Consider the following 24,195-nt stretch of genomic DNA (forward strand, 5'->3'; position numbering starts at 1 on the left):
GACGGCTCACCCCCCGTACCGGCTCGGTACGGGGGGTGAGCCGCATCGGACAGGTCCTGCGCGGGGCCGGTGGCCCGGCCCCGCGCGGGAGTGGTGCTGGGCCGTGTGGGCCGTGCCGGGTCAGCAGGTGGGCGCCGCGTGGGCGACCTCCTCGACGCTCTCGCGGTCGTCGCCGTCCGTGGTGCGGGCGGTGACGGTCACGGTGCCCTCGGCGGGCGCGGTGCGGACGGCGAACGTCTGGTAGGCGTTCTTGCCCGGCGCGACGGCCGCGAAGGACTTCGAGCCGTAGGCCGTGGCGACCTCGACGTCGAGGGGGGCCTCGTCGTCGTTGGTCACGCGGACCGCGAGGTACGGCTTGCCGGCGAGGCAGCGCGTCTCGACGACGGCGGTCGTCGCCACGCCCTGCTCGGCCTCGTCGCCCGCGATCCCGAGCCAGGACAGGGCCGGAGCCTCGGTGCCGCCGTCGTTCGCCACGGTGTACGACACGACGGTCTGCTCGGTGAGCGTGAACTCGCCCGAGAGCACCTGCGAGCGGCCGGAGCTGCCGTTGGGGAACGCGACCTTGCCCACGGGGACGGTGACGGCCTGGCCGTCGGAGCCCGTCCAGGACACCGAGGTCTGGATGTTGCGCGCCTTGCCGCTGCCGACGTTCCACCACTCGGTGTGTCCCGAGGAGACGGTGTACGTGCCGGCGGGGAGCGTGAACCGGTAGACGAGCGGCGTCGAGGTGCCGGCGGTGTACCAGCCGGTCTCGCGCATCTTGTCGTACGGCGTCTGGCCCAGCAGGCCCTTCGCCGAGTAGTTCGCGGCCCGGCCCCAGCCGGCGGCCTCGGACCAGAGCGCGTCCGGCTCGGCGTTGCGCAGCGCGCCGCCCTGCGCCTCGACGAAGCCCTTGACGGCGGGGAACGCGGTGGCCGCCGGGACGGCGGGCGCGTTCGCGTCGACGAAGTACTGCAGGCCGTCGGGGACGACCTCGACCTGCGCCGTGACGGCGAGCGCCTCGTTGCCCGTGAACGTCCCGGTGACGTTCACCAGGGCGTACGGGGTGTCGAACGCGCCGGCGGGCACGAACCACTCGACCGGGGCGTCGATCGTCGAGCCGGCCTGCGACGTCGCGCGGACCGTCTCGGGCAGCTCGGGGACATCGCCCACCGAGGTGGCGAGGCGCGCGACGGGCTCGGCCACGGTGACCGGGGTGGTCTCCGGGTCGGTGACGACCGGCGGCGCGCCGCCGACGAGCACGTCGACGCCGTCGAGCGTGAACGTGCCGCTGCGCACGGTGACCGTCACGGTGTGCGGCGTGGAGCCGTCGAGACCGCGCTGCCAGTACGACGTCTGGCGGTCGCCGGTCGACCCGACGTTCACCGTCCGCACGGGCTGGTCGTCGACCGCGACGTCGATCGTCGCGGCGCCGCTGGCGCCGAACAGGTTGAACCCGGTGCCGTCGACCTCGAACACCGCCGAGCGGCCCGTGGCGAGCACGTGCTGCGTGCGGTTGAGGTGCGCGTAGCCGGCCTGCGTGTAGGCGAAGCCGCCGGGGTAGGAGATGCGCGGGTCGGCGTCGTCGATCTTCACGGACTCCCAGGCCTGGCCCTCGATCGGGGTGACGGCGAGGTCGTCGTACTGGGTGTTGTAGTACCCGCTGACGATCGAGATGCGTCCGGTGAGCACCGGGTTGGTGCTCGCGTCGACGTACCGCGCGAGCGGGGCGTCGTCGAGCGTGACCGTGATGACGTTGTCGCGCGCCTCGACGGACAGCGAGTGCCACGCGTCGGCGTCGAAGCCGGGGATCTTGCCGGACGAGACCGCGGTGCCCAGCTTGCGCAGCTGCCACGTGCCGTCGGCGTAGACCCGGGCCGTGTAGGTCGCGAGGTCCTCGCCCGTCGGGACGTGCTGGCGCACGCCGAGCCCGGCGTAGTTCGGCAGGTTCGCGTCGCGCACCTGCGTGTCCAGCCGGAAGTCGACCGACGCGGTGTAGCTCGCCCACGAGTGGTCGCCCAGCACGGTGGCCGGGGGAGCCGTGGACGGCCTGTTCTGCGCGTGGCTGCCCCACACGTCCCACGTGAAGCCGCGGTTCTCGGCGTGGATCTTCTGCACCATGACGTTGCCGCGCTCGCCGTCGCCCTCGACGACCTCGAACGCGCCGTTCTGGTCCGCCGTGTACCGCGGCGAGCCGCCGCGGCGCTCGACGTAGCCCATCTCGACGCCGTTGACGTCGGCCGTCGGGTAGCCCTCGTACTCGTAGTCGTCGGTGTACGGGAGCTCGAGCGCGGTGTCCTCGGCAGGCGAGGCGTAGTCGGCGCGGTCGTAGGCCGCGGTCGTGCCGTGCACGCCCTCGGGCAGCGTCGACAGCGTCTGGATCGAGTACGGCGCGATCTCGACCTGGTAGACGGCGTACTCGACGCCGTCCGTCGTCTCGGTGCGCACGGGCTCGACGTAGCCGGTCGGCCGCAGCCAGTTGGCGTCGTACTCCTCGCCGGCGTCCGGACCGCGCGTCTCCCACACGGTGAGCGGGCGCGGCTCGCCGAGGTTGGCGACCTTCACCTCGAAGTGGCGCGCGGTCTTCGTGTTGTTCGCGTGCACCTGCGTGAAGTCCGGCTCGCCGCCGTCCGCGGCGGGCGTCCGCAGCGTCATGTAGGTGCGGGTCGAGGTGTCGACGTTCGTGCCACCGTCACCCTTGGTTCCGTCGCCGTACGTGGCGCCCTCGACGTACTCCCAGCCCGACTCGGCGAACTGGTGGAAGTGGCGCACGAGCGCGACGCCGACTCCGCCCTCGTAGTAGCCGGACCACGGGTCCGACGCGCGGATGAGGTGCTTGGGCGAGTACTGCGTGCCCTCGTACATCGCGCTCACCGCGGGCTGGAAGAGGAACGACGTCATGTGCGCCGGGTTGTCGCCCGCGCCGCTCCAGCGGTAGGCGTTGATGAACCGGTCGGCGATGTCGACGGCGCCCACGGTGCCGCCGATGCCGCCGCGCGCCGGCTCGGCGTTGATGCGGTACTCCGGGTCGATCATCGGGGCGACGCCCTCGGAGTACAGCACCTCCATGCCGAACTCCTTGTTGAGGCGCGTGAGGTTCGGCCCGCCGGCGATGTCGTAGTGGTAGCCGATCGCGTCGACCTGCTCGAGCGCCGCCGGGCTCGCGAGGATCGCCGCGGCGACCGGCTCGACGTTGCGGTACGTGTCGAGCGCGACGATCTTGATGTCGCCGTAGTCGTAGCGCGCGTCCTCGGCCTCGGCGTCCTCCTCGAGGCGCTCGGCGAAGTCGACCGTCCACGCGAGCTCGGGCGCGATCGACGCCTGGTGGAAGCTCCCGCCGATCTCGTTCTGCGACGGGGACATGTAGTCGAACTCGACGCCGTACGTGTCGTACGCGGCGTCGATCGTCTCCTTGTACCACTGGTAGCGCAGGTCGGGGTCCGTCTTGGTCCACGACGGCTCGCCCCAGCGCAGCGCCTCGGTCTCGATGTCCGGGTTGATGGACAGCGCGTCGGCGATGAAGTGGAAGCCGGAGCCGCGCAGCACGTTCGCGGGCTCGTCGGCGCTGCGCTTCGTCGCGGGCTCGGTGCCCGACGACGTGTTGTTGTCCGCGCCGAGCTCGACCTTGATGTGCTTGAGCCCCGCACCCGTCTCCGGGTCGAAGATCAGGTGCATGATGCGCCAGTACGCCTCGGGGTTCTCCTCCTTGTAGTCCAGCAGGAGGTTGCCCGTGTTGTTGCACGAGACGGAGCCGAAGCCGCCGAACACGTTGAACGGCGTGCCGTCGGCGCGGCGCTCGACGTCCTCGCCGTCGACGAGGATCTGCTGCCAGTCGATCGACGGGTCGTCGAAGCGCAGCTCGGGCAGGTCGGCCGGGAGCGCGCTGGTGGTCGACGGCGCGGCCGGGGTGCTCGGGGCCGACGCCGCGGGCGTCGCGGCGACGAGGCCGGTGACCGACAGCGCGAGCGCCGTCGTCACGGCGGTCGCCGCGCGGGCGCGCCCGTTCGGCCCGCCGGGTGGGGCGTGGAGTCTCATGGTGTGCCTTCCTGTCGCCGGCACCGGCGACATGGTGCGGGGTGGTGGGGGAGGCTCAGCCGCAGTGCGCGGCGGAGGTCGTGAGGTCGCGCTCGGTCGTGACCGTGCGGCCGTCGACGTCGGCGCTCGCCGTCACGGTGACGGTCACCTCGTCGGTGCTCGCCTGCCGGGTCGCGAACGACTGGTAGGCGTTCTTGCCCGGGGCGACGTCCGCGACGCTGCGTGCGCCGAACGGCGTCGTGAGGGTGACGTCGACGGGCACCTCGTCGTCGTTCGTCGCACGGACCGCGACGTAGGCCTTGCCGGCGAGGCAGCGGACCTCGGCCTGGACGGCGACCGCGAGCTCCGGGTCGACCGGCTCCTCGCCGGGGACCCTGCCCGCCACGGAGAGCTCGCTGATCTTCAGGTACGAGCCCGGGGTGTCGAACGTCAGGCGCAGCGCGTCGGACACCACCGCGTCGAACCCGACCGTGGTGAGGGTGCCGTTGGCGGCGGGCGCGACGGCGCTCGCGGTGGTGGGGCGCCACACGCCGTCGGCGTCGCGGTACTCGACGCCGATGCCCGTGATCGTGCCCTCGGTGTTGGTGAGGCGCACGGCGTCCAGGCGCCACTGCTCGGCCGCGGCGACCGTGAACGTCACACGGTCCTTCTTGCCGGTGCCGCCCGCCCACGTGGACCACGCGGTCGAGGGGTTGCCGTCGCACGCGAAGGACGCGGGCATGGTGCCGTACTCGGTCTGGTGGAACGACGCGCTCACCGTCGTGCCGGGCTCGCGGCACACGTCCGCCGGGCCGTCGACCTGGACGGTCGCGCTGACGTACCGCCCGGCGAGCGGGCCGTCCCCGGCCACGTGCCCGACGAGCGTGTGCGTGCCCCGCGTGGCGAACGCGGCGTCGAGGCTCGCGGTGCTCCAGTCGGCGGTGAGGTCGTCGTACCGCTCGCCGTCGACGGTGACGTCGAACGTCGGGTCGAAGGCGTCGCGGTCGTCGACGTGGGCGGAGAACTCGAGCGGGGTCACCGGTTCGAGCGGGTGGAACAGCGTCGTGTTCGCGGGGTCCCAGGCGCCGACGTTCTCGACGGTCACGCGACCGTCCTTCACCTGGATGGGCGCCCACACGTACCGCGAGCGCTCGCCCGCCGAGCCGTTGGCCTCGGTGATCCAGCGGTCGCCCATGTACGCGAAGCGGCCCGCCTCCTGGTCGATCGCGATGACGAACGTGGGCTGGGAGTCGAAGCACTCGACCGGGTCGGCGGTCCCGACTCCCGTGCGCGCGGCGTCGCCGACGCACGGGTTCCCGAGCCGCTCCCACTGTCCGGTGGCAGGGTGGCGGTCGTTGTTCCCGACGACGGCCTCCGTGGGCGTGATCATCGAGCGCGACCGGTACGCGACGACCGGCGTGGAGGCCCAGCCGTCGGTGCCCGACGTGAGCATGTAGTACCAGCCGTCGTGCTTGAAGACGCTCGACGCCTCGCGCGAGAAGTCCGGCAGCACGCGGTTCGAGAAGTCCTCGCCGAGCGTGGCGTCGCTGCCCGTCTCGAGCGGCCCGGTGTACTCGGCGTTGAGCCGGGACACGTACATCCACTTGTTCATCTCGGACGAGTAGACGGCGTAGGCGTCGTCGGCGACCGGGTCGACCGTGTGCTCGTCCGTGTCCTGGAAGATCGTCATGTCGCGCGAGTCGCCCTCGCGGCCCGCGTTCGGCACGCCCGGCGCCCAGTTCATCTTCGTCGTGTTGACGAGCTTGAACGGGCCCCACGGGGTGTCCGACGTCGCGAAGCCGATCTCGGCCCGCGAGTACCGGGACCCGACGTTCTGGTTCGCCGGGTCGCCGCCGCCGCGCACCCAGCTCACGAGGTCGGCGTTGTCGGCCAGCGGCCCGTCCGCGTGGTAGATGACGACGAACTTCTTCGTCTTCGCGTTCCAGAGCATCTTGGGACGCTCCATGATGTTGATGTTGCCGTTGAGGCGGTACGACGCGTTCGCGAGCGCGGCCTCGTCGTACGTCGCGGCGACGCCGGCGTCCTCGTCGGCCCACGTCTCGACGTAGGGCTCGACGAAGGCCTTGGCAGCGTCGATCTGCTCCTGCGTCGAGGTCGCGTCGGGCGCGGTCTTGTTCGCCACGGCCTGCAGCGCGTCGACCTTCGCGGGGTCGACCTCGACGGCGGTGCCCGCCGCGTTGACGCGCAGCGTGAAGTGCTGGTGGCTCGGGAGCACCCGGCCCATGTCGTGCCACGTGGTGAGGTCGGTCGACCAGTAGCCGCGCACGCCGTCCACGGGGCGCGTCGCGTGCGTCTTGTCCTCCCCGTACCAGAGGTGGACCTCCTGGTCGGTCGTCCCGTCACCGGTGATGTCGAGGCCGACCTCCTCCTCGTGGACGGTGACGACCGAGCCGCCGTGGGCCTTGATCGCCTTGCCGTCGGCGTCGTTCCAGACCGAGCCGTCCGGCGCGGGGACCGTGCCCGACGGCGCGGCGGCGGGCAGTGCGGTCGGGGTCACCGTGGCCGTGGTCGCCGTCGCGGCGGTGGACGAGGTCGCCGGTACGGCGACGGCGGCGAGCGAGCCGCCGAGGACGAGTGCGGTCGCGGCGGCGAGGGTCGGGGCGAGGCGTCGACGACGACGCGGGGGTGCGGAGGTCGGGTGGTGCAAGTGGTGGGCGGGTCCGGCGGCAGCGTCGGGCACGAGGATCTCCTTCGATCATCCGCTCTGCCCGCGACGATCTCCCATGATCGTTTATGTTTGTTCACGAGCAGCAGCGTTCGTTCGTGTCCGAAAGTATGTTCTGCCACACCGACCGTCAACCGAGTGCCGCGACCTGAACGGAAACGAACACGCGCCGTCGGTCGGCAGATGTCGACTGCGCGCCGGAGGTCAGCGCCGTCCGTGACGACGGCGGCGTCGTCAGCCAGCTCGACGGGAAGCACCTGCCAACTCGAATCCTGTGGTGGGCGGCCTCAGCCGCCTGCCGTCGCGGTCGGTGCTGGCATTACGCCCTGTCCCCGGCCATGGGGCTCGAGAGAAAGTCGCTCAGGCGCGTTCGCAGATGGGCGATCACCTGCTCATCACCCACGGCCGGCCCGACGGTGAGCGCTATTTCCTGTCGGAGCATCTCCGGCCAGTCGAAGGGACTGTCCGGGGCGTCACGCGCGAGCCACCCCCGGAAGCGTGCGAGCGTGCCGTCGGCCAGTGCGGTCCCGAAGCCCTCGACGAAGGCCGCGACGCGGTCGAAGTCCGAGTAGCCGACGAAGAGCCCAGGCTTGGCGAGCACCGTGTCGACGACGTAGTCCCAGTCCTTCACGCGGCTCAGAGTAGCGATGCCGTGCCCGTCGCGGTGACGGCAGAATGACGTGATGCTCAGCCTGCGAGGTGCCCGCCACGAACTCGTTTCTGCGGCGCTCGCAGCCCGCGGCGACGACGAGCTGGCTGCGCTGCTCGAGGCGGTCGACGCCGGGTAGGTCGGTGTGGGTGGCGGTTCCTCGGTGCTCGACATCGACGGTGTCCCGGTGTTCGCGAAGCGCGTCCCGATCACCGACCGGGAGCTGGCCCACCCGCGCAGCACGGCGAACCTCTTCGACCTGCCGATGTCCTGCCAATACGGCATGCACCCTCTCGCCGGCCCGGGCTTCGGCGCGTGGCGCGAGCTGGCGGCGAACGAGATCCTCACCGAGGGCGTGCTCGCCGGCGAGGCGGAGTCCTTCGCGCTGCTGCATCACTGGCGCGTGCTCCCGGGTCGCCCGCCCGTCGCGGCCGAGCACGCGGACATCGAGGCGGTCGTCGACCAGTTCGGCGGCAACCCGGCGGTGCGGACCCGGTTCGAGGAGCTGGCCGACGCGACCTCCAGCCTCGTGCTCTTCCTGGAGCACCTGCCGGACCGGCTGCCCGACTGGCTGGACGACCCGGCGGCCCGGGCTGAGCGGCTCGAGAAACAGCTGTTCGAGGCCGTCGCGTTCCTGCGCGGCCGGGAGTTGCTGCACCTGGACGGCCACTTCGGCAACATGCGGGCCGACGACGAGCGGATCTACCTCGTGGACTTCGGGCTCGCCACGTCGCCGCGGTTCGACCTGACAGACGCCGAGCGCGACTTCGTCGCACGCAACGTCGAGCACGACGCCGACTACGCGGCGATGCGACTGGTGAACTGGCTGGTGACCACCGTGTGCAGGGTGTCGATGCCGACCAGCGGTGGCCCCGTGGCGCGCAATGCCTACGTCCGTCGGTGCGCGAGCGGAGACGTCCCGGCCGACGTGCCGGCGCCGGTGGCGGGCATCCTCGCCCGGCACGCTCTCGCCGCCGCGCGGATGAACGACTTCTGCTGGCGATTGGTCGACGGTGATATTCACACACAGTACGGCGAGCCCGCAGCGGGATCGCTGCCGAGGTAGGACCGCGGCCCGTCGTCGGTGGAGACTGGCGCCCGATTCCGGGTCGGGTCTGAGTCGTGAGGTCGAGATGAACCTGGACGACGGCGCGCCCGAGCTCGCTTGGCAGATGCTCCTCCAGGTCGTCGACCGCTACTGGGCCGGGTCGTCGACTGTGACGGCGCACGTCGCCATCACGTTCATCGCGGAGGACCGGATGGGTGGCAGGAAGCGCAAGCCCGAGGAGATGGGCCGCGAACCTGCCCAGCCTCACGGCCTGCCTGCAAGCGACCGATTCGGGTGCGGCGCACCCGCTGTCGGCGTAGGACCTGTGCGAGGCGGTCCGCATCGCCGACGACCCGGCTGCCGCTCTGCTGATCGACGAGTCGCACGCGACGGGCGAGCCCGCCGAGCTGTCTTGGCCCGACGTCGACGCGTCAGTGGCAGTAGCGTCCCGGGCCGCTACCGCCACGACTTGACGTACTCGTGCACGTGGGCGATAACGTCAGCACCCCTCGGCGACGTCCAATCGGGCGACCTTGCCCGACTGCCGTCCGCGCACCGCGAGATCACGCGCAAGCGCGTGACCCTGCTGTACGCGCCTGTCGACGCGGCGCGCGCCGCGTCGATCGTCGAGTCGGACCGACGGGGCCGCGGAGTTCCGGGTGAGCGAGGCGAACTTGCTCGAGGACCTCTCGCGCGTGATCAGGACTACGACCGGCTCATCTCCTCGACATCGACGGGACGCGGGCAGCGCACGGTCGCCCAGCGGCTGCACCGCGAACGCATCCCTCGACGTGGCCGACCTCGCGGCGCTGCCCTGGCCGCGCCGTCGTCCTGGGCTCCGGGGCCCGCCCGACCCTAGTTCGGACCGTCCCGTGGAGGGCCGGCCCGCACCGTGAGGCCGTCGAGGCCTCGATCGCCGCGAACGACCCGCAGGCCAAGCGCACCCTGCGCGAAGCACAGAACGAGATGGCGACCGTCGCGGCCGCCACACCGCTCAAGGAGGCACCGTGAGCGACTGCGGCACCGACGACTACGAGCCGGCGATCGGGCCCATCCCGTCGACGTCGACGACGGTCCGCCCATCAGAGCCTCGGCGGACGTCGAGCCGCCCGAGGTTGTCGAGGCACGGGCCACGCTCGAGAGCACGCTGGCGACACACGCGCGCACGACGACCCAGCTCGACTGCGCACGCGACGCCCTCGCGGATGCCGGGGCGTCCTGCGCGTCGCCGAGGCCAAGGTCACCGACTACTCCGGCGACGAGACCAAGGCGACGTGGCAGCGTGTCGCCGCGGCCGAGGACGTGGAGAAGGCGCGCCGGACCCTCGCCCGGCGTACCGCCGCGGTCAGCGCCCGGGAGCGCGAGCTCGAGGACGCCGCCGCCGTGGTCCACCATGCCGTCCAGGACCTCGCCGTCGCCATCGACCAGGCACGGCCCGTCGCCGTCGAGCAGGCGGTCGACGACGGGACGCCGGCGCTCTACTACGGGTCGGTCGACGAGTTCGTGCGCGAATGCCTGCGCAACGTTTACCGGCGCCACATCGCCGGCCGCGGCGAGCACCGGGTCTGGGCCGCCGAGTGGTGGAAGTACGACGAGGCCGTGATCCGCCTCGAAGCGCTCTGGCGCGCATGGGAACACCTGCGCCAAGACCCCGCCACCGGCATGAGCGTGTGGTGGCGCGACCACGCCGACCACCACATGGCCGTCCTGCTCGACCCCCAGAACGGCCCGTTCGGCCCCGTCGACGGCCCGCACGACCGCAACACCCCCGGCTCCCCGCTGCCCTACGCTGCGCCTCCCGAGGGCATGTTCCCCGACGTCCGTGAGCTCCGTCCCGGAGCGTGAAGAGACCGGGCGCGCCGTGTCACCGGGTGCGGTCGCCACCCGCCCAGCTCCCGGACGGGATCAGGCGTGCGCGATATCGGATGAGCACGACCCCGTCGACGGAGAACGTACGCATTTCCGCGACCCCGGCTCGTCCGCCGGCCATCGAGGCCGCCACATGCATCCGGTGCTCAGCCATCGTCAGCGCCTTCGCGGTCTCGTCCAGGTCAGCATCGCGCCGATACGACGCGTTGCCCTCCACCACTCGAAGCTTGCTCACCGTTGTCTCCTTACGCCTAGTTCACGCCGTCGACGAGGTCGTGGTTGCGTGACCTTCGTCGTGCTCGCGGTGGTCTCTGGAGTTGGCGCGAACAACCCGGCTGAGCGCCGTCTCGAGGTCGCAGCGCCAGTGGTCGGCCAGGAAGACGAGCTGGACCAGGGACTTCTCGTCGAGATAGACGGCCCCCTTGGCGTGCTTGTACTGAGCTCGGGCCTCGGACTTGCTGATGCCGAGTGCTCGCCCGACCTCCGTCCAGCTCGCGCCGGCATCGCGGGCGGTCTTGACCGCGTTGCGGAGTGCGGAATCTGCTGCGTCGCGGACGTGGTTTGCGCCCGTGACGGCGTCGAGGGCATCGAGGCTGAACCTGGTCACTGCTGCGCCTCGACGTCCGACACGGGCGCGAAGTCGACGAAGGTCTCCACTTGCTTCCCGTGCGCGCGGCACCGCTCAACATCGATGCCCATCTCGAGGAGCTGCTGCGGCGTCGGAATGTCCGCGATCTCCGACTCGGCGTGCTGGAGGCAGAAGAGCCCGCTTCCACGGAGATAGCTGGTGTCGGCGAGGCCGCAAAGGTCGCGGTCGGGGACGTGGCGCTCGAAGAGCGCGGCGGTCGCCCAGCCGTCGCATTGCCTCTTGGAGCACGTCTGCTCGGCCCGGACGTTCGGCGGAAGCGGTAGCGAGAGGTAGCCGCCGGGAAGAAGCCGTGTGTCGCACGCGCGGCAGAACACGAGGTTGCGGCCACGGCCGACCTGGTCGCCCGGGTGGTGGCATGGCGACCACCAAGTCGTGGACCGCGTGATGCGCGCAGGCGCGATCTTCACCCACTGCCATGGGTCGACTGGAGTGAACCGCTCGTCGAGCGAAGGAAACGGGTTTGAGGTGCCGTCGACGTACGGCTCGTCCGGCAATGTGGAGACGATGCGGACGTAGTGGATCTCGATCGACGAGTCGTCGGCGAACTCTCGCCCGAAGCTGGGCCCGTGGTCCGAGAGCCACTGCTGCGCATCCGCGACCGAGTCGAAGGTCTGGTCCGCCAGGCACCCAAATTGGAACTCCGACGAGAGGTGGTCCCTGTCGGAGCGGTTGCCGTACAGCGCGGCGAAGAGTTTCGGGGTGTCCGTGCGCGGTGCCGCGGCGGCCACCCGCTCCTGCATCTCGTGGAGGTCGAAGCCGGTGGCGTGGTGGATCCGCTTCGAGTGCGGCTTGTAAGTTCGATTGTCCATCGTGGTACTCCTCTGCGCGGCGCCCTGCGCTGTCATGGACCCGCTGTGAGGCATGACAACGCCTACTGGTTGGCTGCGCACGGCGCACGGTCCACCTAGCGACGACACCACGGGTGCACTCGTCTCGGACCGGGTCGCCCGCCTGTCAGGCGGCGACCATGCCGAAGACGGTAGCACTCGCTCCCCGCCCTGCAACAACTCCGGTGGTTGGGGCCCCGGCCCTGCGGGGGCCAGCGGCGCCGGTTAAGCCCCCGGGAGCTGGACGAAATGCGCGACACCGGTCGACGGCGCACCATGTTGCTATGGCGAAGCATGACGACCTGCGCGACGACATCGCGGCGGCAGCATCAAAGCTCGCAAGTACGGTCGGCTCTGGCCGTGAGCTGAAGAAGCTCGAGAGCCACCTTTGGGACGGAGAACGGGTCGAACTGCTCCTATCCGGCACGTACGGCAACGCCACCGGTCTGCTGACCCTCACCGACCGGCGGCTGCTGTTCACCAAGGACGGCATCATGTCCTCGACCAACGAGGATTTTCCGATCGAAAAGATCTCCTCGATCCAGTGGAAGTCCGGCGTGATGCTCGGGTCCGTCACGGTCTACGTGTCGAACAACAAGGCGGAGATCAAGAACGTCGACAAGACATTCGGCAAGCTACTCGTTGATACGGTCCGCGATCGTATCCAAGGCGGTGCTGCAACCGTACCGCCTTCCGCTCCCACGACACCCAGCACGGGCGGTGACGACGTCATGGACCAGTTGCGCAAAGTAAAGGAATTGCACGAGGCTGGAATCCTCACTGACGCTGAGTTCGAAGCGAAGAAGACCGAACTCCTTGGTCGCATCTAAGCCGCATCTCGACCGCGATCTCGTCAAACAGATCGTGCGGCGCGATCCGCGGTTCTCACTCTCGGACGACGTCGCAGGTGGCCTCTTTGACGAGACGCAACCGCTGGTCCAACTGGCGTGGACGGAGCACCTGTCGAGCGACCCGCCATTGCCGGCCGACACGTCTGCGGATGCAAGAGCCGCCTCTGAGACGATCTTGACGCGGGAGAATTGGCAATGAGCCGGACCACCGGCCGATAGGTGCTCAGCACTGCTCGAAACTAGCGCTCCCGTCGATCAGACCGTCACATTCTCCACTGCCCTGTGCGCGGCACATCGTGATGAGCGCGTCGATGGCAACGGCACCCACGGCGCCGCCGATGTACTTTCCCGCGTTGCTCGGTCGCTTAGCTGGGTTCGGGCGCCGGCGACGCAGTTCTTCGTCGGCCGACCTTCGTGCGCCGTCATACTCGCCACTCTGTGACCCAGGTCTCCTTAGGTTACGTCCCCAGCAGGTACCGGAGCTGGTCGGTGCGCAGGTCAACCGCGACGCGCGCCTGCAGGTCCGGCCCGGGCAGCGCAGATCAGGCAGGTGCCCGCCGAGCCTTCGATGCGGCTCGTACGCTGGTCTTTGCCTGCGCGCGTGCGCGCGTCTGAGCGCCGCGCCCCGCGGGTCGTAGCAGCGCGTCGAACGCTCGGCGGACACCACGCAAGCTGTTCCAGGCCGAACTTCACTTCGAAGACAAGGCGACGGCCGGGCCCCAAGGGGACCGGCCGTCGTCGGGCACTGCTGGGACGAGACTCAGCCGAGCGGGCCGTAGAGCGTCGGGCTCGTGCGCGCCTGCGTCGCCTGCTCGAGCGCGTACGCGAGGCCGAGCAACGGGCCCTCGTCGAAGTCCCGACCGAGGAGCTCGAGGTTCACGCCGGCGTCGGGGATGGCCTCGGTCGCGGACGCCTGGCCCATCGGCACCGTCACGGCGGGCATCCCCGTGTTGGGGCTGAGTCGCAGGTTGGTGCCGATCGTGCCGTAGGGGTTGCCGCTCGGGTAGACGAGGGCGTCGAGCTCGAGCTCGTCGAGCATCCCGGTGACGAGCGTCTTGCCCTCGGCGAGCACCTTGGTGTGCGTGCCCTCGGGGCCGGCCCACGCCTGGTACGTCTCCTCGGTGATCGCCCCGCGGGACTCGTAGGTGCCGCGGCGCGACGGTACGAAGCGGCCCGAGTCGACGATCTGCGACAGCGTGCGAGCCTCGACCGCGGGGGAGAGGTGGTTCGCGACGTACGCGTCGAGGTCGTGCTTGAACTCGTTCGTCGAGCCGGAGCCCTCGCCGACGACGCTCGCGAAGCCGCGCGGCAGGACGTCGGAGTACGACGTCGGCGGGGTGACCTCGACGACGGTCGCACCGAGCGACTCGAGCGTCGCGCGGGTCTCGGCCCACAGGCGGACCGTGGTCGCGTTGGTGCCGATCATCGACGGGACGTACCCGATGCGGGCGCCGTCGAGCGCGTCGGCGTCGAGGTACTGCGTGTACGACGCCGGGACCTCGCCCTCCTGGCGCGACGTCACCGGGTCGGCCGGGTCGACGCCCACCACGGCGTCCAGCGCGACGGCCGCGTCGGTGACGCTGCGCGTCATCGGGCCACCCGTGTCCTGGCTCAGCGCGAGCGGGATGATGCCGTCGCGGGACGCGAGGCCGGTCGTCGGGCGCACGCCGACGAGCTGGTTGTACGACGACGGCACGCGGATCGAGCCGCCCGTGTCGGTGCCGAACCCGATGCCGGCGAGGTTGGCCGAGATGGCTGCCCCGGTACCGCCGCTCGACCCGCCGGCGGTGCGGCTCGTCGAGTACGGGCTCGCGACGTACGTCGCGGAGCCGGCCGCCTGGAACGACGAGAACTGCGACTCGAAGCCGAACGCGAACTCGTCGAGGCTGGCCTTGGCGAGGAGCACGGCGCCGTCGGCCCGCAGGCCGTCGACCATCGCGGCGTCGGTCGCGGTCTGGTTGGCGTCCCAGCACCCGCAGCCACCGGTCGTCGGCATGTCCTTCGTGTCGTAGTTGTCCTTCACCGCGACCGGCACGCCGAGCAGCATGCTCGTCATGCCCTGCGACGCGCGCACCGCGTCGGCCTGCTTCGCGGCGTCGAGCGCGACCGTGCTCGTCGAGACGATCGACGCGAGCGGGCGGCCGCCCTCGGACGTGTCGACGAGCGTGCGGTCGTAGGCCGCGATGCGGTCGAGGTACTCCTGCGTGATCTCGACGGACGTCGTCACGCCCGCGTTCATCGCGGCCTGCATGTCGACGACGGACGCCTCGACGAGCTCGAACGGCCCGTCGTCGTAGACCATGCGCTGCGAGACGGCGGCGAGGTCGGCGACCGTGAGGGCGCCGTCCGCGTCGGTGTCGACGAGCGCGACGTCCTTCCAGCCCTCGTCCTGCGCGGTCAGGCCGAGGTTCGCGGCGACGACCGCGAGGTCGTCCGCCGTCACCTGGAGGTCGCCCGTGAGGTCGAGCTCGGTGTAGTACGGCGCGAGGAACGTGCCGGGTGCGGCGGGCGCGGGGGCACCGGTCGCGGTCGGGGCGGCGGCCAGGCCGACGACCAGGCCGGTGAGCGTCAGCGCGGCGACGCCCCCTGCCGCGCGGCGGTGCGTGAGGGTCACGGGTCGGTCCTTCCGGGGGTGGTGCGCGGAGACGGTCGTGGCGGTGTGCGTGCTCATCGGGACGCCACCGCCCGACGGCGTGCCACGAGGATCCCGACGCCGGTCGCGATGGCCAGCACGGCGCCGGCAACGATGGCCGCGACGCTCGCGCCCGTCGAGGCGAGCGGGCCGCCGGAGCCGCCGCCGTCCGTGCCGCCCGCGCCGGACGTGGCGGGTGAGGTGGGGTCAGAGGTTGCGTCGTCGTCCGCGGGGTCGGTCGTGCCCGGGTCGGTGGGCGGCGTCGTCTCTCCCGGCTCGTCGGTGGGGACGGGCACGGCCGTGACGGTCGTGGTCGCCGTGCCGGCGTCCTCGAGCGTGACGGTCTCCTTGTCGGTGCCGACGAGCGTGACGACGGGGACGTCGAAGACCGCGTCACCCGCGGCGAGCGCCGTGAACGTCAGCGTCGCGAGCGTGACGTCGCCCTCCAGTCCCGGCGAGGTGCCGAGACGCGTGTGCGCGATGGCGACCGTTCCGGCGCCGTCGTCCGTCGCGTCGGAGAACCCGCCGTCGGGCGTGACGGCGCTGTCCTCGACGAACGCGACGAGCTCGGGGTCGTAGGCGACCGCGAGGTCGTAGGCGTAGAGGTCGGCGGCGCCCGCGACGGCGACGGTCACCTCGATCGGCTCGCCGGCCTCGACGGTGGCGGGCGCGTCGACGGTGAGGTCGGCGACGGACGGGGCGGCCTGGGCTGCCTGGGCCGTGAGCAGGCTCGCGGCGAGGGTCAGGCCGCCGACGAGCGTGGCGCGTCGTCGTGCCCGACGGCGCGTGGGGGTGTGGGTCATGGGGGAGCGGTTCCTTCCTCGGGCGGCGGGCGCACCGGCGCTCGGGTCGTGAGAGGGTGCCCGCCGCGAGTGATGCTCACAGGCCGCTGTTTCCCGGTCGTTTCCTGCGTGTAAGCCGCAGTCGTTCCCGGCGTCGAGCCCGGAGCGCGACGCGCGATGAGAATCGGCGGTCGCCGCGGTCGGACTGCCTGGCGGCCGGCCTCTCGCCACGCCGCCCCGACGGAGGAGCACGCACATGCCGCTTACGAGGATCCACAACCTGTCCATCTCTCTCGACGGCTTCGCCACTGGCGAGCCGCAGTCCCTGGAGGCGCCGTTCGGCCACGCCGGGGAACGGCTGCACGAGTGGATGTTCGCCACCCGGTACTGGGACGCGAGCGGAGGGTCGGCAGGGGTCGACGGTGCGTTCGCCGCGCAGCACGACCGAGGCATCGGGGCCGAGATCATGGGCGCGAACAAGTTCGGGCCGCCCGGGTGGCAGGACGACCCGGACTGGACGGGCTGGTGGGGCCAGAACCCTCCGTTCCACTCCCCGACCTACGTGCTCACGCACCACCCGCGACCGTCGATCGAGATGGACGGCGGAACTACGTTCCACTTCCTCGACGCGACGCCGCCCGCGGCGCTCGAGGTGGCGCAGGCGGCAGCCGACGGACAGGACGTCCGCATCGGTGGCGGGGCGACCGTCGTACGCGACTTCCTCTCCGCCGGGCTCGTCGACCACATGCACCTCGTCCAGGTCCCGATCGTGCTGGGCCGAGGCGTCCGCGTGTGGGACGGGCTGGAGGCGCTGGAGGACGACTACGCCGTCGAGGCGGTCTCCGCGCCCAGCGGCGTCACGCACCTCACGTTCACGCGGAGGCAGCGGTCGTGAGGACCGACCCGGCGCGAGCGCTCGCCTGGCGCCTGCGCCGGCAACTCCTGGACCCCCTGGGGGACATGGCGGCGACCGACGTCGTGCGCCGTCTCGGCGCCGTGCCGGCGGCGTCCGACGTCGAGCTCGCGGTCCGGGCCCGACAGGTCGCGTCCCGACACACCTCCCGACAGGGCGAGGTCGCACGGGCGCTCGCCGACGGCGAGCTGCTCGCCGTCTACGCCTTCCGTGGGGCGACGCATGTCGTGACGCCCGAGGAGGGCGGCGCCTACCTCACGCTCCGTGCGGCGGGCCGGATGTGGGAACGGCCGTCCTGGCGCGAGTACTACCGCCTCGAGCCCGAGGACTGGCCCCGGTTGCGCGAGGTCGTCCGCGACGCCTTGAGCGACGGGCCGCTGACCCGCGCGGAGCTCGGCGACGTCGTCGCCCGGGACGCCGCGTACGCGCACCTGCGGCAAGCGTTCGCCGACCCGTCGCACACGTTCCTCAAGCCGTTCGTGTGGCAGGGCGACATGAGCTTCGGGCCGTCGCGCGGCCAGGAGCCCACGTTCCGGCGGCTCGACACCAACCCGCGCTGGACGCCGTGGCCCGACCTCGACGAGGCGGGTCGCCACGCGGTCCTCGCGTACGTCGGTACCTACGGTCCCGCTACCGAGGCGCACGTCCAGTACTGGCTCGGCGAGGGCCTGGGCGCCGGTCGTGCTCGCGTGCGCCGGTGGTGGGCGGACCTCGCCGAGCGGTTCGCCGAGGTCGACGTCGAGGGGGAGCCCGCGACGGTGCTGCGCGAGCACGCGGATGCCCTCGCCGCGACGCGGCCGTCGACGAGCGTGCGCCTCCTCCCGGGACACGACCAGTGGGTGCTCGGCCCGGGCACGGCCGACGCGCACGTCGTGCCGCCCGAGCAGCGCCAGGCCGTGAGCCGCGGGGCGAACCTCGTCGTGGTCGGTGGCGTCGTCGCGGGCACGTGGGCGGTGTCCAGGGACGACGTCGCGGTGACGTGGTTCGACGGCGCCCGGTGGGCCGCCGACGTGACGGCGGCCGGGGCGCTCGCGGACGAGGTCGGGTGGCTCGGCACTCTTCTCGACCGTCCGCTGCGGCTTCGTCCGCGAATGGACTGAGGCGTCAGGCGTAGGGAGCGGCTGTCGTCCACCGGAGGCGCGGCTTCCACGGCATGGCGAGAAGAAGGGCGACCAAGCCCTCGGCAGTGTCCTCGCGGACCGAACCGTCCGGCATGGGGACGCGGTAGGAGCGCATCCCCCGTCCTGTGCCGACCTCGATCCTCCCCTCGACGGCCGCGGCGATGATCGCCTCGACCACGTCGACGCTGGCCTGCTCGCGGGGCAGCTCCCAGCCGGGAGCACCGCCGAGACTGACGACGACACCGTCGGCGTCGTGCATCACCCAGATCTCCACCGTGCCGTCCGACGGCGAGCTCGCCGTGAACCCTTCCACGCCACCTTCGTCGTGTGGCGGGGAGACGCTCCCGCGGCCGGTCAGCTGCTCCTGCCACCTGGCCGCCAGAGCGCGGAGCGCAGCAGTGGTCTCGTCGAGCGGCAACGCCTGCGGGGCCTTCATGGGGGCAGAGTCTTCCACGGCGACACCGCGCTCCCGGCCGGATTGACCGTCCGAACGTGCGCTCGATCTGTCACCCTTCCTCCGTGAGGTCACGAGGGACGGCTGCCAGCTTCATGGCGCGCGATGGCGCCAGTGCTGACGAGAGACAAGCACTCTGCCGCGCGGTGCTGCACGTGCTCCACGACCGGCTGACCTCCATCGATGTCGACGTGTACTCGGACGACCCGTGGCCACCCGACGTCGAGTGGGCGATGGCGGAGCTCTCCGACCGCGCCGTCGAGCAGCGTGGCCGGTTCGCGAAGCGGTTCGGCTGGGCGCCGAGCGTCACGGTCCGGCTCAACCCGAGCGTCGACCGCGACCTCGACCTGGCCGCGGCGATCGCGCCGTACACGATCGCGATGACGGGGGTCGCCAGCAGCGGAGACATCGTCGTGTCGGCGGACGACACCGGGAGCTCGTTCGTCGTCGAGCTCACTCCTGCGGAGCACACAGCGGTTCTCGCTCAGATCGCCGAGCTGGGCGTGAGCCGGGAGCTGTTGGTCGTGTTCGAGGGCTGAGACCGCGGAGCAGTGCCGCGACGGGCTGCCCACTGGCACGGGTGGACAATGCTCGTATGGCGACGGCAGGGTCGGCGCCGGCCGAAGGCGACGACGTCGCGCGTCTGACGGACGCGCAGCGTGCCTTGCGCGCGCAGATCCTCGCGACGGAGCACTGGAGCCTTCTCGCGTCGCGTTCGACGACGCAGAGCGAGGTGCTGACGCGTATCGCGATCTTCCTCACGCTCGTCTCGGCGGGGGTCTTCGGGCTGGGAGTGCTCGGCAACGCGACGAGTTTCCGGGGTGGGTTCGCGGCCGTCGCGATCGGCGTGCTGCTCCTGCTGGCCCTGCTCGGCGGCGTGACGCAGCTGCGCGTGTTCGCCACGGCCGAGGAGGACCTAGCCCACGTGCTCGCGATGAACCGGCTGCGGGGTGCGTACGTCGACCTCGACCCGGGCGTCGAGAGGTACTTCCTCATGTCGCCCGCCGACGACCTGGCCGGGGCCAACCGTACGTACTTCCCGTTCGCGTCGCGGGACCGGACGCAGATGCTCGCGAGCTCGATGATGCTCATCCTCGTCGTCGAGTCGGTGCTCGTCGGGCTCCTGTGGGGGAGCGTCATCTGGGCGCTCACCGACGCCGCGGGATGGGCGATCGCCGTCGGCGTGATGGCTGCGGTGACCAGCTTCGTGCTGTGGTTGCTGCGCGGATACCGCAACTACCGAGCGATGTGGCGTCGGCACGTTCCGCTGCGCCGAAGCATGACCGCTGAGGGACTGCCGGGCTAGACCGCAGAACGACTCTCCGCATCCTCGACGTCCTGTCGGCACTCCACGACGTTCTGCATGAGATGCTCCTGCGAGCGAAAGCGCCGCAACGGTGCGCTGTACACGCGACGGGCGATCACAGGGTCGCAGCTCAACAGATCGCTGATACGCGCGACCGCCGCGTCGTCTGACGGGGCGGTCAGCACGGCATCGACCACCTGATGGAGAGCCGCCCGCGCGCTGAGGAGCGCGGTGGCCTCGGCGAGGCGTGGTCGGAGCATCTCGGCGTCCGGAAGTTGGGGCGGGGGCCGTCGACGGCGGGCCACCTGCTCCGCGGTCAACGTGAGCGAGAGCGGATCGGCGGTCGTGAGGCCGAGCTCTGGCAGGAGCGCAACGACGTGCTGCGGACCGGGCTCCTCGTGGTCCTGTGGCGACGAGGACACCACCAGGGGCAGTCGCGCGTACTCACCAGGATCGAGAGGAACGGCCGGATGCCGCCCTCGAACGTAGCCGAAACCGAACGGTGGGTCAGGTGCGCCTGCTGCGGTCACCGGGAGTACGACGCCGACCGCGACGAACGCGTGGTCGTCCTCCGGCGCCCAGCGCTCCTGACCTGTGTTGACGACGTCGATCGCGAGCCGGTCGAGGTCCGGAGAGTCCTTGACAGCGTCCGGCCACCGGAGACACAGGCCACGGCCGAGCTCTGCCTTGCTCGGTCGCAGCATCACCTCGGTGCCGTGCACGGCCCAGTCTCGGCGACCGTCGGTCTCGGCGGTCGAGACCGACGCGATGCGCCAGCGGGACCTGTCGGGCCGCGACGGCGCGCCGACCACCGTGACGCCCTGCGTGTCGATGCGCAGGACGCGCCACCCGTCGTCCGGCGCCCCGGGCGCAGTCGCGCCGTCGACGCCCAGATCTGCGAGCACCTCGGAAAATCGGCCGCCGGGCGCGGACAATGCGCCCGGGTCGACCTCGTTCGTCCCCAGGCGAGGCCAGTCGCGGAATCGGTCGTCCATGGCCGCCAGCATCCCAGACGGGCAGGATGGCGCGCATGACCACGTCGCCGCAGCACGTCGACCTGAGCCTGGACGACATCCGCGCGGTCACCGGCTACGCGGCAGGGTGCGCGACGACAGCGATGCCGTTCTTCACGACTGAGCATCCCGACGAACCGCGACCGCGGGAGGCGATCGACACGGCGCTCTCGTTCGCGGAGGGTGGCAAGCGGACCAACGCGCTCAGGAGGGCTGCTTTCGCCGCGCTCGCGGCGGCCAAGGAGGCCGCGACGCCCGCCGCTGCCGAGGCCGCACGGGCGGCGGGCCACGCGGCCGCTGCTGCCTTCCTGCATCCTCTCGCCCAGGCGACCCAGGTGAAGCACATCCTCGGCTCCGCGGCGTACGCGGCACGTGCGGCGGAGCTCGACGCAGGCGACGACCGCCGGGTCGGGGACGAGTGGGTGGATCGCGCGCACGCGAGTGCGCCGGAGCTCGTCGTCGCAGTACTGCGCCGGTACCCGGAGGCTCCTGAGGGCGGTGGGCGCATCGGCGAGCTCCTCCGGGTGCTCGACGCTGCCTTGCGGCGCTGAGGCCGCGGTCCAGGGGCGGTCTACGCGCGCGATGGTGCAGAATCCCGCCTGTGATCAGAGTTGGCTTCACGCGCAGCATCGAGGACAACTACGAGGCGATCGTGCTGCTCGACGTGGAGTCGGGAGACACGATCGAGTTTCAACGCTCGTTGGCTCACGATCCGCAGGACGTGGCCCTGGGCCAGGACACCTACGCGATCGTCCGTGGTGGTGCCGCCGTGCACTACGGCGGGCTCGTTCGGTTCGACATGCGGGGCGATGTCCTCGCGTTGGAGCTGAACGCTGACGCAGCAGCGGCGCTCGAGTTGCCGAGCTTGGTCGAGCTCGTCGTGGACGATGCAGCAGTCGGCATTGTCGAGCAGCACCTGCCCCGGATCGTGGCGCCGACCGCATGACCACGGCGTGCTCGACGCCCAGAGCACGATCGCTGCGAGAACAGCACCGCGTCCGTGGCGTGATCGCCGCCAGTTCGTGGAGGGGATCGTGCACCGATACCGGATGAGCATCGCGTGGCCCCGAGCGCTTCGGCCCGTGGCAGACCGCCTGGAGCGCCACGCGCGGTTCTCCGGGAGGACCTGGAGCAAGATCCTGTCGGCGCCGTAGGTTGACCATGGAGCGGCGCGAGCCGGCTGGTCACGCGTTGGGCCTCTCGGAGGGCGAGCTGCCGACGAAGATCCCGCCGCGATCCACGACAGGACGACGTCGAGCGCTTCGTAGCGGCTCGCCACGCCAGAGGGAGCAGATGCGCGTGTGGCGAGGGTCATGCTCCGCCAGCGCCGGAACGCGTCATGTCGTCGACAACATGGATGCATCATGTATCTATGCCTCGTACCACCAGCGGCTCTGCGACCGAGCAGGCCTACCGTCACGTCAAGCGACACGTCCTCGACGGGAGCCTTCCTGGCGGGTCGATGACGAGCGAGGGCGAGATCGCCGAGCAGCTCGGTGTGAGCCGCACGCCGGTGCGGGAGGCGTTCCTGCGGCTCGAGGCAGAGGGTCTGCTGCGTCTGTACCCGAAGCGGGGGGCGCTCGTCGTGCCGATCGCGCCGGGGGAGGTGGACGACGTCCTCGACGCGCGGCTGCTCGTCGAGACCCACGCGGCGCTCGGCGTCGCGCGTCTGCCGGAGAGCGAGCTCACCGCCCTGGTCGCCCTGCTGCGCGACCTCGTCGTCGCGCAGGAGGCCGCCGTCGCCGACCGCGACGTCGCCGAGTACGCCACCCTCGACGCGCGGTTCCACGCCGAGATCGTCGCCGCCGGTGGGAACGACCTCCTCACGGCCTTCCACACGAGCCTGCGCGAACGTCAGCAGCGCATGGTCGCGCACAGCGTCCGCTGGGACGAGAGTCGCGCCGCCACGTTCGTCGCCGGGCACCGCGCGCTCGTCGACGCCCTCGAGGCCCGCGACACCCGCACCTACAAGCGTCGGATCCAGCGCCACCTCGACGACGCGCGGACCGGCCTGTGAGCCGCGCGACCGACGCCCCGACCGAGGTGAGCCGGCAGACGGCGACCGCTCCGCGCGTCGGGCACCGGGCCTGGTTGCCCGTCGCCCTGGTCATGGCCGTCGTCGCGTGGGGCGGCAACGAGTTCACGCCGCTGCTCGTCATGTACCGGGAGGTGGGGCACTTCTCGGCGGTGACGGTCGACGCGCTGCTCGCCGCGTACGTGCTCGGCATCGTGCCGGCGCTGCTGCTCGGCGGTCCGCTGTCCGACCGGTACGGGCGCCGACCCCTGCTCCTGCCCGCCGCGCCGGTCGCGCTCGTCGGTTCGCTCGTCCTCGCGGCGGGGGAGTCGTCGGCCGCGCTGCTCGCCACCGGGCGCGTCCTGTGCGGGGTGGCGCTCGGGCTCGTCATGGCCGTCGGCACCACGTGGGTCAAGGAGCTCAGCGACGCCGCGGCGCAGCAGTCCGGCGTGCCCGACGGCGGGTCCGGCGCCCGGCGCGCGGGCCTCGCCCTCACGCTGGGGTTCCTCGTCGGGGCCGGCGTCGCCGCGGTGCTCGCGCAGTGGGCGCCCTGGCCGACGCACGCCGCCTACCTCCTGCACGCGACGCTCGCCGTCGTGGCGGGCGTGTGGGTGCTGCGCGTCCCCGAGACGCGCTTCGGCACTGGGGTAGGCGCTGACGGTGCGGAGCGGGGCCGTCTGCTCGACGACCTGCGCGTCCCGGCGGTCGCGCACCGGCGGTTCCTGCGCGTCGTCGTGCCGGTAGCGCCCTGGGTGTTCGGGTGCGCGGGCAGCGCGTACGCCGTGCTGCCCGGCCTGGTCACGGCCAGCGCGGGCAGCGCGCCCATCGCGTTCTCCGGACTCATGACGGTGCTGGGGCTCGGGTGCGGCGTCGGGATCCAGGTGCTCGGCCGGCTCATCGACACCCGGCACAGCGCCCGGGCGTCGGTCGTGGCGATGTCGATCGTCGTGGTCGGCATGGGGCTCGGCGCCCTCGCCAGCGCGCGGCTCGACCTGCCGACGGCGCTCGTCGCCGCCATGGTGCTCGGTGCCGGCTACGGGCTCGCACTCGTCGCAGGGCTCAGCGAGGTGCAGCGCATCGCGACGCCCGACGACCTCGCCGGGCTCACCGCCGTGTACTACTCGCTGACGTACGTCGGGTTCTGCGTGCCGGTGGCGCTCGCGGCGCTGTCCGTGCGGTGGACGTACGCGCAGATGTTCCTCGGTGGGCTAGTCATCGCGGCGTCGTGCCTGGTGGTCGTCGCGTTCGCGTGGCGGGCGCATCTGCCGACGGGGGAGCGGCGTACGTCGCTGGAGCCCGGGGTCGAGACCGACCGCACAGCCGCGACCGGGACAAACGGTGCTCTCGACGAGGTGCGGATGGGGTAGAGTATCCGAGGCTTCACGGGG

At 71.5% G+C, this 24,195-nt stretch carries 22 protein-coding genes; 12 read left to right on the forward strand and 10 right to left on the reverse strand.

Going from position 1 to position 24,195, the window contains the following annotated elements; all coding sequences use genetic code 11:
• Positions 1–120: 120 nt before the first annotated feature.
• The 3 genes from ACWPWV_RS15330 to ACWPWV_RS15340 form a co-directional block, all read right to left on the reverse strand.
• Positions 121–4,014: a hypothetical protein gene (locus ACWPWV_RS15330; protein WP_454043808.1), complete on the reverse strand. Its 3,894-nt coding sequence runs from the start codon at positions 4,012–4,014 to the stop codon at positions 121–123.
• 55 nt (positions 4,015–4,069) lie between these two features.
• A complete protein-coding gene (locus ACWPWV_RS15335) occupies positions 4,070–6,694 on the reverse strand; it encodes a glycoside hydrolase family 43 protein (RefSeq protein ID WP_454043809.1) in 2,625 nt (874 codons plus the stop codon).
• Between the two features lie 304 nt (positions 6,695–6,998).
• Positions 6,999–7,310: a hypothetical protein gene (locus ACWPWV_RS15340; RefSeq protein WP_454043810.1), complete on the reverse strand. Its 312-nt coding sequence runs from the start codon at positions 7,308–7,310 to the stop codon at positions 6,999–7,001.
• A gap of 181 nt (positions 7,311–7,491) precedes the next feature.
• Here ACWPWV_RS15340 and ACWPWV_RS15345 point away from each other — a divergent pair, with 181 nt between their 5' ends.
• The 3 genes from ACWPWV_RS15345 (at position 7,492) to ACWPWV_RS15355 (ending at position 10,221) form a co-directional block, all read left to right on the forward strand.
• Complete coding sequence (locus ACWPWV_RS15345) at positions 7,492–8,394, forward strand: serine/threonine protein phosphatase (RefSeq protein WP_454043811.1); 903 nt, start codon at positions 7,492–7,494, stop codon at positions 8,392–8,394.
• Positions 8,395–8,617: 223 nt separating this feature from the next.
• Entirely contained in the window at positions 8,618–9,235 is a 618-nt protein-coding gene (locus ACWPWV_RS15350) for an SCO6880 family protein (protein ID WP_454044559.1), read from the forward strand.
• Positions 9,236–9,678: 443 nt separating this feature from the next.
• Positions 9,679–10,221, forward strand: a complete 543-nt coding sequence (locus ACWPWV_RS15355; protein WP_454043812.1) for a DUF4913 domain-containing protein — start codon at positions 9,679–9,681, stop codon at positions 10,219–10,221.
• A gap of 19 nt (positions 10,222–10,240) precedes the next feature.
• On the opposite strand, the gene ACWPWV_RS15360 is transcribed toward ACWPWV_RS15355, so the two are convergent.
• From ACWPWV_RS15360 to ACWPWV_RS15370, 3 genes are read right to left on the reverse strand one after another with little or no spacing between them, the layout of a single operon-like run.
• Positions 10,241–10,480 (reverse strand): hypothetical protein, encoded by a 240-nt coding sequence (locus tag ACWPWV_RS15360; protein WP_454043813.1) that lies wholly within the window; start codon positions 10,478–10,480, stop codon positions 10,241–10,243.
• A 21-nt stretch (positions 10,481–10,501) separates the two neighbouring features.
• The gene (locus ACWPWV_RS15365) at positions 10,502–10,852 is read right to left on the reverse strand and encodes a hypothetical protein (RefSeq protein ID WP_454043814.1); all 351 of its coding nucleotides are present in this window, start codon (positions 10,850–10,852) and stop codon (positions 10,502–10,504) included.
• Positions 10,849–11,739, reverse strand: coding sequence for a hypothetical protein (locus ACWPWV_RS15370; protein WP_454043815.1), 891 nt, complete (start codon positions 11,737–11,739; stop codon positions 10,849–10,851). Before ACWPWV_RS15370 ends, ACWPWV_RS15365 begins: the two co-directional genes overlap by 4 nt.
• A 266-nt stretch (positions 11,740–12,005) precedes the next feature.
• On the opposite strand from ACWPWV_RS15370, the gene ACWPWV_RS15375 reads away from it, so the two are divergent.
• Positions 12,006–12,551 (forward strand): PH domain-containing protein, encoded by a 546-nt coding sequence (locus ACWPWV_RS15375; protein WP_454043816.1) that lies wholly within the window; start codon positions 12,006–12,008, stop codon positions 12,549–12,551.
• 781 nt (positions 12,552–13,332) lie between these two features.
• On the opposite strand, the gene ACWPWV_RS15380 is transcribed toward ACWPWV_RS15375, so the two are convergent.
• Entirely contained in the window at positions 13,333–15,186 is a 1,854-nt protein-coding gene (locus ACWPWV_RS15380; protein WP_454043817.1) for an amidase family protein, read from the reverse strand.
• Positions 15,187–15,239: 53 nt separating this feature from the next.
• Positions 15,240–16,007, reverse strand: a complete 768-nt coding sequence (locus ACWPWV_RS15385) for a cohesin domain-containing protein (RefSeq protein ID WP_454043818.1) — start codon at positions 16,005–16,007, stop codon at positions 15,240–15,242.
• A 235-nt stretch (positions 16,008–16,242) separates the two neighbouring features.
• Between ACWPWV_RS15385 and ACWPWV_RS15390 the strand changes: the two genes are divergently transcribed.
• A complete protein-coding gene (locus ACWPWV_RS15390) occupies positions 16,243–16,881 on the forward strand; it encodes a dihydrofolate reductase family protein (protein ID WP_454043819.1) in 639 nt (212 codons plus the stop codon).
• Positions 16,878–17,999, forward strand: coding sequence for a DNA glycosylase AlkZ-like family protein (locus tag ACWPWV_RS15395; RefSeq protein WP_454043820.1), 1,122 nt, complete (start codon positions 16,878–16,880; stop codon positions 17,997–17,999). Before ACWPWV_RS15390 ends, ACWPWV_RS15395 begins: the two co-directional genes overlap by 4 nt.
• Before the next feature lie 4 nt (positions 18,000–18,003).
• Here the strand turns inward: ACWPWV_RS15395 and ACWPWV_RS15400 are convergent, their stop codons facing one another.
• Positions 18,004–18,333, reverse strand: coding sequence for a hypothetical protein (locus ACWPWV_RS15400; RefSeq protein WP_454043821.1), 330 nt, complete (start codon positions 18,331–18,333; stop codon positions 18,004–18,006).
• 287 nt (positions 18,334–18,620) lie between these two features.
• Between ACWPWV_RS15400 and ACWPWV_RS15405 the strand changes: the two genes are divergently transcribed.
• Together ACWPWV_RS15405 and ACWPWV_RS15410 are read left to right on the forward strand one after the other, a co-directional pair.
• Complete coding sequence (locus ACWPWV_RS15405; RefSeq protein WP_454043822.1) at positions 18,621–19,013, forward strand: hypothetical protein; 393 nt, start codon at positions 18,621–18,623, stop codon at positions 19,011–19,013.
• Between the two features lie 56 nt (positions 19,014–19,069).
• Positions 19,070–19,780 carry a hypothetical protein gene (locus tag ACWPWV_RS15410; protein ID WP_454043823.1) on the forward strand — a complete coding sequence of 237 codons (711 nt, stop codon included), beginning with the start codon at positions 19,070–19,072 and terminating at the stop codon, positions 19,778–19,780.
• Here the strand turns inward: ACWPWV_RS15410 and ACWPWV_RS15415 are convergent.
• Positions 19,777–20,775: a hypothetical protein gene (locus tag ACWPWV_RS15415; RefSeq protein WP_454043824.1), complete on the reverse strand. Its 999-nt coding sequence runs from the start codon at positions 20,773–20,775 to the stop codon at positions 19,777–19,779. The genes ACWPWV_RS15410 and ACWPWV_RS15415 overlap by 4 nt on opposite strands.
• A 35-nt stretch (positions 20,776–20,810) precedes the next feature.
• Here ACWPWV_RS15415 and ACWPWV_RS15420 point away from each other — a divergent pair, with 35 nt between their 5' ends.
• From ACWPWV_RS15420 to ACWPWV_RS15435, 4 genes are all read left to right on the forward strand, one after another.
• The gene (locus ACWPWV_RS15420) at positions 20,811–21,344 is read left to right on the forward strand and encodes a putative immunity protein (protein WP_454043825.1); all 534 of its coding nucleotides are present in this window, start codon (positions 20,811–20,813) and stop codon (positions 21,342–21,344) included.
• Between the two features lie 50 nt (positions 21,345–21,394).
• The gene (locus ACWPWV_RS15425; RefSeq protein ID WP_454043826.1) at positions 21,395–21,739 is read left to right on the forward strand and encodes an Imm10 family immunity protein; all 345 of its coding nucleotides are present in this window, start codon (positions 21,395–21,397) and stop codon (positions 21,737–21,739) included.
• A gap of 426 nt (positions 21,740–22,165) precedes the next feature.
• On the forward strand, positions 22,166–22,810 hold the full coding sequence (locus ACWPWV_RS15430; RefSeq protein ID WP_454043827.1) for a GntR family transcriptional regulator: 645 nt from the start codon (positions 22,166–22,168) through the stop codon (positions 22,808–22,810).
• Positions 22,807–24,174, forward strand: coding sequence for an MFS transporter (locus ACWPWV_RS15435; protein WP_454043828.1), 1,368 nt, complete (start codon positions 22,807–22,809; stop codon positions 24,172–24,174). The genes ACWPWV_RS15430 and ACWPWV_RS15435 overlap by 4 nt, the downstream gene beginning before the upstream one ends.
• Positions 24,175–24,195: the final 21 nt, after the last annotated feature.

This window comes from Cellulosimicrobium sp. Marseille-Q8652, assembly GCF_965112045.1.

What these genes read in the sequence shown, in the direction of transcription:
- ACWPWV_RS15330 (WP_454043808.1), bottom strand. Translation starts at nt 4,014, where the DNA reads ATGAGACTCCACGCCCCACCCGGCGGGCCGAACGGGCGCGCCCGCGCG.
- ACWPWV_RS15410 (WP_454043823.1), top strand. Translation starts at nt 19,070, where the DNA reads ATGGCGACGGCAGGGTCGGCGCCGGCCGAAGGCGACGACGTCGCGCGT.
- ACWPWV_RS15430 (WP_454043827.1), top strand. Translation starts at nt 22,166, where the DNA reads ATGCCTCGTACCACCAGCGGCTCTGCGACCGAGCAGGCCTACCGTCAC.
- ACWPWV_RS15385 (WP_454043818.1), bottom strand. Translation starts at nt 16,007, where the DNA reads ATGACCCACACCCCCACGCGCCGTCGGGCACGACGACGCGCCACGCTC.
- ACWPWV_RS15375 (WP_454043816.1), top strand. Translation starts at nt 12,006, where the DNA reads ATGGCGAAGCATGACGACCTGCGCGACGACATCGCGGCGGCAGCATCA.
- ACWPWV_RS15420 (WP_454043825.1), top strand. Translation starts at nt 20,811, where the DNA reads ATGACCACGTCGCCGCAGCACGTCGACCTGAGCCTGGACGACATCCGC.
- ACWPWV_RS15415 (WP_454043824.1), bottom strand. Translation starts at nt 20,775, where the DNA reads ATGGACGACCGATTCCGCGACTGGCCTCGCCTGGGGACGAACGAGGTC.
- ACWPWV_RS15350 (WP_454044559.1), top strand. Translation starts at nt 8,618, where the DNA reads ATGGGCCGCGAACCTGCCCAGCCTCACGGCCTGCCTGCAAGCGACCGA.
- ACWPWV_RS15390 (WP_454043819.1), top strand. Translation starts at nt 16,243, where the DNA reads ATGCCGCTTACGAGGATCCACAACCTGTCCATCTCTCTCGACGGCTTC.
- ACWPWV_RS15370 (WP_454043815.1), bottom strand. Translation starts at nt 11,739, where the DNA reads ATGACAGCGCAGGGCGCCGCGCAGAGGAGTACCACGATGGACAATCGA.